The organism is Candidatus Hydrogenedentota bacterium (assembly GCA_012523015.1).
GTDB lineage: Bacteria > Hydrogenedentota > Hydrogenedentia > Hydrogenedentales > CAITNO01 > JAAYBJ01.
This window is the reverse complement of record JAAYJI010000208.1, coordinates 21,458-30,469: the sequence shown is the minus strand read 5'-3', so window position 1 is coordinate 30,469 and position 9,012 is coordinate 21,458. Positions and strand designations below refer to the sequence as shown.

Sequence of the window (9,012 nt, the reverse complement as noted above, 5' to 3'; positions counted from 1 at the left end):
TCGCCAACATGCAGCATCCCAAAGATCAGGCACACCTCGCGAATCCTAAGTGGCGTCAATGGTTTGCAGAAGCCTTTGTAGACTCTCTGCGCCAACACTACTACCACTAAAGGGCACGACAGCCCTCTTTTTAAATTTCCCTGTCCCCTATGCTACCCTATCAGCATCCCTGCTCAACCTAACGACTTAAGGATGCTCAGTTTATGTTTCTTCCTATTCGCCCGAGAAGGCTCAGACGGAATGCAACGCTCCGCCGCATGATTCGCGAGACGCGATTACACACGGACAACCTCATCGTGCCGCTCTTTGTGAGAGATGAAGAACACGCTCAAATACCCATTAGCACCATGCCGGGTCAATTCCAATGGGGACTTCATGAAGTTGTTGATCAAGCACAAGAAGCGGCAGATTTGGGCATTCCCGCCGTCTTGCTATTTGGCATCCCATCACGAAAAGATGCGCAGGGCACGGAAGCGTGGAATACAGCGGGAGCGGTTCCCCGAGCTATTACCGCTATCAAGAAGCGCTGCCCGGAGCTTTGCGTCATAACGGATGTATGTTTATGCGAATATACCGATCATGGTCATTGCGGTTTGCTTCGCCAAAACAGAGACGGCATCACGGATGTGGATAATGATTCCACGGTGGACGTCCTCATGAAAGAAGCCCTGTGTCACGCACAAGCCGGCGCGGATATCGTTGCCCCCTCCGACATGATGGATGGCCGCATCGGCGCGATCCGTGACGCCTTAGACGCCGGTAATTTTGAAGATGTTGCCATCATGGCTTACAGCGCAAAATTTTCCTCCGCCTTTTACGGTCCTTTCCGTGAGGCGGCGGAATCGGCTCCTCAGTTTGGCGATCGGCGCTCCTATCAAATGGATCCTGCCAATGGTGATGAAGCGCTGCGCGAAATCGAATTGGATATAGAGGAGGGCGCAGATATTATCATGGTCAAGCCGGCGCTGGCCTACTTAGACATCCTCCATCGTGCGGCAGACAACTATAATATACCCCTCGCCGCTTACAATGTATCGGGTGAATATGCCATGGTCAAAGCGGCGGCAGCCCAAAATTGGCTTGACGAGAAAAAGACAGTACTCGAATTGACGCAAGGAATCCGCCGCGCCGGCGCGTCGTTGATTATTAGTTATTGGGCCATGGATCTGGCCCGTTGGCTTCAAAAATAAGAAAGATTAAAAATGGATCATTGCCTTTCTGAAGGGTTGTGGCGTGAAGCGCAAACCGTGCTTCCCGGTGGTGTGAACAGCCCGGTACGCGCCTTCAAATCGGTAGGCGGCAACCCCTTTTTCGTGCGTTCCGGCAAGGGCGCACTCCTCACCGATGAAGACGGTAATACGCTTATCGATTACGTGCTGTCGTGGGGTCCTCTTGCCGTGGGTCATGCCCACCCTGAGGTGGTAGATGCGGTAAAAGAGGCTGCTGAAAAAGGCTTCGGCTATGGGATCCCCACTAGTCTGGAAACAAGCTTGGCGCAACGCCTTATCCGCCATTTCCCTTCCATGGATCGTGTCCGCTTTGTAAACAGCGGTACAGAAGCGACCAAGAGCGCCATACGGCTAGCCCGTGGATTTACAAAGAGGGATCTCATCGTCAAGATGGATGGCTGCTACCACGGTCACGGCGACAACTTGCTCGTCCGTGCGGGCAGCGGTGTCGCCACCTTAGGCTTGCCGGACAGCCCGGGCGTACCTGCCGCAACGAGCGCGCAAACCTTGGTTGTTCCCTACAATGATGAAGAGGCTATCACGACCGTTTTTAATCATTATGGAGAAGAGATTGCCTGCGTCATTGTGGAGCCTGTAGCCGGCAATATGGGTGTGGTCATTCCGAAACCCGGCTATTTACAAAAGCTGCGCGATTTAACTGCCGCTGCCGGCGCACTGCTTATCTTTGACGAAGTGATGACCGGCTTCCGTGTATCTTTAGGCGGCGCGCAGGAACATTTTGGAATCACGCCCGATCTCACGACCTTGGGCAAAGTCATTGGCGGCGGCTTACCTGTCGGCGCTTATGGCGGCGCGGCAGCGGTCATGGATCTTTTGGCTCCCCAAGGACCGGTCTATCAAGCGGGCACCTTATCGGGCAACCCCATGACCATGACCGCAGGCTTGAAGAGCTTGGAGATTTTGGCGAGACCCGGTATCTTTGAAGGCATGACAAAACACTTGGAAATGTTGTGCACTGGATTGGCCGATCTGCTGCAGCAAGCGGGAATCCCTGCCTTTCAAAGGCGCATCGGTACCATGGCGTGCACCTTCTTTACCGACAACGAAGTATACGATTATACAAGCGCCAAAGAATCGGATACCGAAGTGTATAAAAAATGGTTTCGCGGCATGCTGAATCGGGGCGTATATTTCGCGCCTTCCCAGTTTGAAGCCGCTTTCGTCAGCAGCGCCCATAACGACGATACGCTGAACAAGACCTTGGAAGCCGCACAACAGACGATTAAAAACGACCTGTAACGCACGGCAGCGACAGCAATACGATTCAATCTCTTTACCCTTTAAAATCAGGAGGAATACTCTTATGCGGCGTCAACTAATCATCCTAGCCTTCGTTCTTAGTTGTTTCACGGTGCATGCTTTTGGTGAAAGCATTTTTTCCGAGGCCCGTCCCGTCTGGCTGGAAGGTCGGGAAACAGAAATGAATGTTTTCGCCGGCTTTCGCGCCATCTTTAACGCAAGCCCTGAAGACGACGCACAGCTTCGGATAACGGCCTCCACCTTATACCGCGTCTTTCTCAATGGTCATTTTGTAGGACATGGTCCCGCCCGTGCCCCCCATGGCTATTACCGGGTTGATGTGTGGGATCTTGCTCCCTGGCTTCAGGCAGGCGATAATATCGTGGCTGTCGAAGTAGCCGGCTACAATTCGAACAGTTATTATGTATTAGATCAACCTTCTTTTTTGCAGGCGGAAGTGCAATCAGGCACGAAAGTTTTATGCGCCACAGGAAGGGAAGAAAACCCCTTTATCGGTTTCCCCATTCCTGAGCGGCTGCAAAAAGTACAGCGTTATAGTTTTCAGCGTCCTTTCGTCGAAATCTATCGTCTTGCACAAGACTACGACGCTTGGCGCAGCAATGGAGCGCTCAGCCTTCCCAAAGCAGCCGTAACGCAAGTAGAGGCGAAACAGATACTCAGCAGAGGTGTCCCCTATCCTAACTTCGAAATCCAGCCTGTCCTGCAACAGATCTCAGCGGGTACCTTCCGGCAAAACGAGCTGAACCGTTGTTTCGAAGATCGGAGTTTGGTGAATATCAGCGAAAAGCTAAAAGGCTTTGCACCGGATCAACTGGAGTTTACCCTGAGCGATTTGCTTTGTTCCGTCGAAAACACTTCCATTCAGGAAGTACGAAAGGCAGTTGAGGCGGACAGCTCCTTTCCCATGGAAGCAGGAAACTTTCAGGTCTTGGATCTGGGCGTGAACCTAAGCGGCTTTCTGCGGATGAAAGTGGATTGTGATACGGCCACCCGCCTATTGATAAGTTTTGATGAAACAGAATCAGATCTTGATGTGAACTGGAGAAGACTGGGCTGTGTGAATGCTTTCCTCGTTGATCTTGAGCCGGGCCAATACAGTCTGGAAGCTTTTGAACCGCATACCATGCGCTGCATCAAAATCATGACCTTATCGGGGCAGGGCGTGATCTCGGAATGCGGACTGCGCCGCTACGAACACCCCAACGCGGACCGTGCCCTATTCCATTGTTCGGAAGAAAAATTGAACCGAATCTTTGAAGCAGGCAGAACGACCTTTGCCCAAAATGCCGTAGATATCTTTATGGACTGTCCCCACCGTGAGCGGGCAGGCTGGTTATGCGATTCTTATTTTACAGCGCGCGCCGCACTGAGTCTGACGGGCAAGGTTGATGTGGAACAAAACTTTATCCAAAACTATTTGTTGCCTGAAAGCTTTGCACATCTGCCCGAAGGGATGCTGCCCATGTGCTATCCTGCAGACCACTACGACGGTGTCTTCATCCCTAATTGGGCAATGTGGTTCGTCATGGAATTGGGCGAATATGCACAGCGCGGTGATGAAGGCAATCTCATAGAAGCTTTACGTACCAAAATCGAGAAGCTCTTCACGTATTTTGAAGGCTTTGAAAACGAAACCGGACTGCTCGAGAAACTGGATAGTTGGGTCTTTGTGGAATGGAGCGCTGCCAACAATTTTGTGCAGGACATCAATTATCCTTCCAACATGCTGTATGCCGGAGCCCTTGATGTTGCCGCCAAACTTTACGACCGGCCCGCTTGGAAAGAAAAGGCTGATCGGATTCGCAACACCATACGAGAACAAGCGCTCAAGGCGCCCTTTTTCGTGGACAATGCCCTTCGTAAGGATGGAACAGTCGTACTCACTGAAAACATAACGGAGGTGTGCCAGTATTTCGCCTTCTATTTTGGGGTTGCCACGCCGGAGCAAGATCCGGAATTATGGCGTATACTTTTGGATGAATTCGGCCCCAAACGACAGGAACAAGGACTGTATCCTGAAGTACATCCCGCCAACGCCTTTATTGGCAATATACTGCGTTTTGAATTGTTGTCCCGCGCAGGACGTACCCAGCAGACCCTCCATGAAATGGTGGACTACCTCATGTATATGGTGGAAAGAACGGGTACCCTGTGGGAAAATCAGCAGGACCATGCCAGCCTGAATCATGGCTTTGCCTCCCATGCTGTGGTGACCTTATTCAGAGATGTCTTGGGCGCGGCTGCCGTGGATGCCAACAAGAAGACATTGGCTATCAAGCTGAACCCTTCCGATCTGACATGGTGTACCGGCTCCATTCCCATTGGCGACGACATGATTCAGATTCAGTGGCAAAAGAAGGATGACACCCTCAGCCTGTATGTTGACTGTCCTGAAGATTTTTCTGTCAGCATCGACAATGCCACGGCATTTACCTTGAAGTGCAGCGACACGCCCCTTTCTCTCGATTAGATTATTTTGTTGAAAAAGTGTAACGGCATACGCAATTGCGGCGCACGCCCTTCCACCACTTTAGAAGGGAAAAGGACTTCCCCTTTTTCTTTCCCGGGTCGGGACTATCACAATTTACCGGGAAAGCGTATAATGGAAGTAGTGTCGGGACCTTTAACATCCGCACAGAAAGGAGATGCAATTCATGGTAACACTAAACAATGATTCATCGGAGAAAAAGGGAAGCGATTTTATTGAAGAGATGTTGAGCAAAGGTGTGGGAATTTTAGGCAGCCTTGCCGAAGCCACCATTGCGGTCTCCAAACAAGCATCCATTGATAGTACGCGGCACCTGATCAACTTTCATCGAAGCGCTATCATGAAAGGCTTGAACTTGGTTGCTAAAGCCCACGACGTAGCGGAAGACTCCTTGTTGAGTTCGGTAAAGGAAGGCAAATGGCTGCCCGGTGAAGGCAAAGAGATCATCGATGCATGGTCGGAAAGCATGAAAAACGGCTTAGAAGATTTCAGCAAAGTGACCGACAAAAGCTTTGAGTTGTTGATCCAATTCTTAGACCGCGTCGAAAAAGAAAAAGCCGCCGCTGAAGCGAAAGATGCCGAGGCTGAGGAAGCCGTCGTTGTAGACGTGGATCCGATCCCCGTTGAAGATGCGCCCGAAGACAGTTTTGAAAGTGCCGGTGACGGGGTCTAATCACTGCACGGCCAAAAGCTATAGACAGATTTCTTGTGGCGCCTACGGGCTGCCTGATTGCAAGTACAATCGTTAACACGCTAATTTTATGCATAGAATGGAAGGGAACTTATCATGGCACGACCGCCTCGGGGGAACAGTACACCCCCCTCTTTTTCGGGTTCAGCTACACGTGTTAAATGGAGCACAAGCCGCGCCTATGACGGCCCTTACCCAACGGTGTACAAACAATTTTATAAATTGGAAACCCTGCAAAATGCCTGCGAGAAATTGCTGCGCGAGCAGGACCGTTTTTTTTGGACCACCTTGACTGCTTTGGCGGGCGGCACGTCGTCCCTCCGTTCATTACAGTGTGATCTCCTTTATGAAGACACCACGCGCTTCGTCTACGATCTTGCCTTGTCATCGTCGGACAAGAAGACGCCGCTCATCCGTCTCGCCGTTGCTAAGAACCATGAAGAGTGCAGCATTGCCTTAGAAAAAGAATACAACGCCTTGATATGGGTTGGGAAACACGTCCCTAACCACGCCCCCACGCTGCACGCTTACGGTCACATCTATTTGCCCGACCGCTATCGGCGCAGAGAAGTCAACCGGGAAGTCTTTGCCTATTTCTATACAATCCCCTACAAACTGGCGCCCCTCTATGTTGCCTCAACAACACAACTGGGCCCTCATGGAGAAAAAGCGTTTCGGTATTCTAACCGCGACACAGAAGTCTTGAAAAAACGGATCATCACGCTCTTGGCAAATTGCTATGACATGGGCGGCAGCAAAGGCGTCCTTGCCGAAGACCTTTATCCCGAATGTTTCTCCGTACGGGCGCAAACGCCTGTGCAGCCTGCTTCCTTACTGTTGCGCCAATGCCCCCGCATGCGCACGCGCTTGGGACCGAAACATTTCATGAACGCCCTGCTTCTCGGCTATCTGCGTTCGGGCAAAACCTACATGGCACTCGCGCCGATTAATCCTGCCGATTTTCACGCTGCCCTTTTGGACGCAGTGGGAGCAGAAAACGCGAAGATGCTATGCAGTTCTTTATTGCGCCGTCCCGCAACACGGAAGGATACAGGCTCCGCCAAAATCCCCGTTGAATTGCCGGGCAAGGCTTATATAGAGGCGCTCGCAGAGGCGGCAGGTATATAAGGAGCGAGGGCAATACATAAGGCGTAGACGTGCTCAGGCGGCGTACTGTCCAGACGGAGGGCGTCTTTTTCGGTCATGACCACAATCATATCGCCCCTGAAACAGCCGGGAGGAATGTCGCCGTGATCCGGTGCACTGTAACGCTCCGCAACAATCGCGCCCAGGGATTTCAAGGTTTCGAAAAAAGACTGTGGATTGCCGATACCGCACACGGCGCGCAGCTTTTTTTCACAGAGCCAATCCAAGGGGTAGTCCTTGCCGTCGGCAAGACGTCTCAATCCGGTCGCTTCATGGATGGTATAGCGAATGGGAATCTTCGGCGCGAAGCGGCGAATGCTGTTCACAATAGAGGGCAGATTTTCCGGCGCTTGATCACAGCGGGTCACAATCACTTCCGTGGCACGCTGTATAGCAAAGAGCTGTTCCCGTAAAATACCGCGGGGAATTATAAATCCGTTTCCGAAAGGATTCGTAGCGTCGATGAGCAGAATATTTTCATTTCGCTGCAAGCGCACTGCCTGGTAAGCGTCATCCAAAATAAGCGTGTCATAGCCGGCGCCGATGGCGGCGCGCGCGCCTGCTACCCGATCAGGGGAACGGACGATGCCCACGCCTGGCACACGGGAGGCGATCAAAGCGGCTTCATCACCAAAGCGTTTCGCCACACGAGCTAAGCTTTCCTTGCCGTCGAAGAGTAAGGGGAAAGATTCACGGGACGCGCCATAGCCGCGGGTAATCACAGCTACGCTTTTGCCCTCTTTCATTTCTTGCGCTGCCCGCTCGATAACGGCGGGCGTTTTACCCGTCCCCCCTGCCGTGATATTGCCCATACTAATCACATAAGCAGATACCGACACAGGTCGGCGGCGTAAGCGGAGCCACATGCCGAAACGTTGAATCCACGAGGCAAGCCAAAGCACACTATGCCAAAAGAGGGGCAAAGGAGCGTTGCTGCGTACCTTATGGGCGAGTCGTTTGAAATAGTTCATTGGGGAATGAATCGTTTTCCGCTAAGTTGACGAACGGCATTTTTTAATTCTAACATGGTCAATGTGGACAGGGCTTCCGAAATAGAGATACGACAGGTCAAGGCGATCTCATCCACAAAAGAACCTTCCGGATTGAGAGAGCGCAAAATGTCTTGCTCCACCTTCGTGAGAACGGGCGCCGGAGCGGGCGCAGCCGCAGCGGCGGGTATCGTATCTTGGGGAACAGCTGATGCGCCCTTTACGTTTTGAGCTTTATGAAAGAGAAGGGATTCTTGAAAGGCTCCTTCCCCTTCCAAGGTATCTTTGACGGGACTCCGTTTCATTTCCGGCGGAAGCAAAAGTTCCACCAAAATATCATCTACCGTTTCCACCAAACGCGCCCCGTCTCGGATCAACTCATGGGGGCCGCGGCTGTTGGCGAGTCCGGCAGGACCCGGTACTGCGAAGACTTCCCTGCCCTGTTCTGCGGCGAATTTCGCAGTCATGAGCGAGCCGCTTCCCGGCGGCGCTTCCACGACGACCGTTCCCAAACACAGGCCGCTCAGTATACGGTTTCGTTGGGGAAAGTTTTGTTTCAATGCACGCACGCCCATAGGAAAGGTGGATACGGCGCAGCCGTGCTCAACGATTGATTGCAAGAGAGGCCCATTGGAAACGGGGAAAACGCGGTCATGTCCAAAGGCAAGTACAGCGATGCTTCTTCCGCCTGCCGCCAACGCCCCCTCATGGGCTGCGCTGTCGATACCTTCCGCTAACCCGCTCACCACCGTAATGCCCCGTTCTGCCAAATCATAGGCCAATTTATAGGCGAGCTTCGCGCCGAATTGCGAACATCTTCGTGTACCTACCAGGGCAACGGCATATTGATCCTGTTCCAACAAAGTACCGCGCACATAAAGGACTACGGGCGGGTCGTAGATTTCAGCCAGCTGCTCAGGATATTCGGGATCATCCATGGTTACCAGATGCACATCCCGCTCACGCATCTTCGCTTCTTGCAATTCAAGATCGCCCATATCAGCGTAGCCGGTAATCCGTTGCGCAATGGCTTTACCAACAATAGGGGCAAGTTCTTGGTCCGTGGCTGCCAATACATTTCGGGGCGTACTAAAGCGCGCCAGCAATCGGATAAAACGTGCTCTGCCGATGCCCGGGATAAGGGCAAGCCGCAGCCATTCCCGTTGTTCGCGGGTTAATTCCATCCCA

Annotated in this window: 7 protein-coding genes; 5 read left to right on the top strand and 2 right to left on the bottom strand. The window is 52.3% G+C overall.

Annotated features, from left to right (window positions below; genetic code table 11):
* The first annotated feature begins 203 nt into the window (after positions 1-203).
* The 5 genes from hemB (at position 204) to GX117_09055 (ending at position 6,817) form a co-directional block, all read left to right on the top strand.
* Complete coding sequence (gene hemB / locus GX117_09075) at positions 204-1,190, top strand: porphobilinogen synthase (GenBank protein ID NLO33492.1); 987 nt, start codon at positions 204-206, stop codon at positions 1,188-1,190.
* Between the two features lie 12 nt (positions 1,191-1,202).
* On the top strand, positions 1,203-2,489 hold the full coding sequence (hemL, locus tag GX117_09070; GenBank protein NLO33491.1) for a glutamate-1-semialdehyde 2,1-aminomutase: 1,287 nt from the start codon (positions 1,203-1,205) through the stop codon (positions 2,487-2,489).
* Between the two features lie 64 nt (positions 2,490-2,553).
* A complete protein-coding gene (locus tag GX117_09065; protein ID NLO33490.1) occupies positions 2,554-4,980 on the top strand; it encodes a hypothetical protein in 2,427 nt (808 codons plus the stop codon).
* Between the two features lie 184 nt (positions 4,981-5,164).
* The gene (locus GX117_09060; protein ID NLO33489.1) at positions 5,165-5,671 is read left to right on the top strand and encodes a hypothetical protein; all 507 of its coding nucleotides are present in this window, start codon (positions 5,165-5,167) and stop codon (positions 5,669-5,671) included.
* Positions 5,672-5,785: 114 nt separating this feature from the next.
* Entirely contained in the window at positions 5,786-6,817 is a 1,032-nt protein-coding gene (locus GX117_09055) for a hypothetical protein (protein ID NLO33488.1), read from the top strand.
* Here the strand turns inward: GX117_09055 and lpxK are convergent.
* Together lpxK and dprA are read right to left on the bottom strand one after the other, a co-directional pair.
* On the bottom strand, positions 6,781-7,806 hold the full coding sequence (gene lpxK / locus GX117_09050; GenBank protein ID NLO33487.1) for a tetraacyldisaccharide 4'-kinase: 1,026 nt from the start codon (positions 7,804-7,806) through the stop codon (positions 6,781-6,783). The two genes, GX117_09055 and lpxK, sit on opposite strands and share 37 nt — an antisense overlap.
* Positions 7,803-9,008, bottom strand: coding sequence for a DNA-protecting protein DprA (gene dprA / locus GX117_09045; GenBank protein ID NLO33486.1), 1,206 nt, complete (start codon positions 9,006-9,008; stop codon positions 7,803-7,805). Before dprA ends, lpxK begins: the two co-directional genes overlap by 4 nt.
* Positions 9,009-9,012: the final 4 nt, after the last annotated feature.

Bases quoted from the DNA above. Each gene is read 5' to 3' on its own strand.
- GX117_09065 (NLO33490.1), top strand. From the start codon at position 2,554: ATGCGGCGTCAACTAATCATCCTAGCCTTCGTTCTTAGTTGTTTCACG.
- dprA (NLO33486.1), bottom strand. From the start codon at position 9,008: ATGGAATTAACCCGCGAACAACGGGAATGGCTGCGGCTTGCCCTTATC.
- GX117_09060 (NLO33489.1), top strand. From the start codon at position 5,165: ATGGTAACACTAAACAATGATTCATCGGAGAAAAAGGGAAGCGATTTT.
- lpxK (NLO33487.1), bottom strand. From the start codon at position 7,806: ATGAACTATTTCAAACGACTCGCCCATAAGGTACGCAGCAACGCTCCT.
- hemL (NLO33491.1), top strand. From the start codon at position 1,203: ATGGATCATTGCCTTTCTGAAGGGTTGTGGCGTGAAGCGCAAACCGTG.
- hemB (NLO33492.1), top strand. From the start codon at position 204: ATGTTTCTTCCTATTCGCCCGAGAAGGCTCAGACGGAATGCAACGCTC.
- GX117_09055 (NLO33488.1), top strand. From the start codon at position 5,786: ATGGCACGACCGCCTCGGGGGAACAGTACACCCCCCTCTTTTTCGGGT.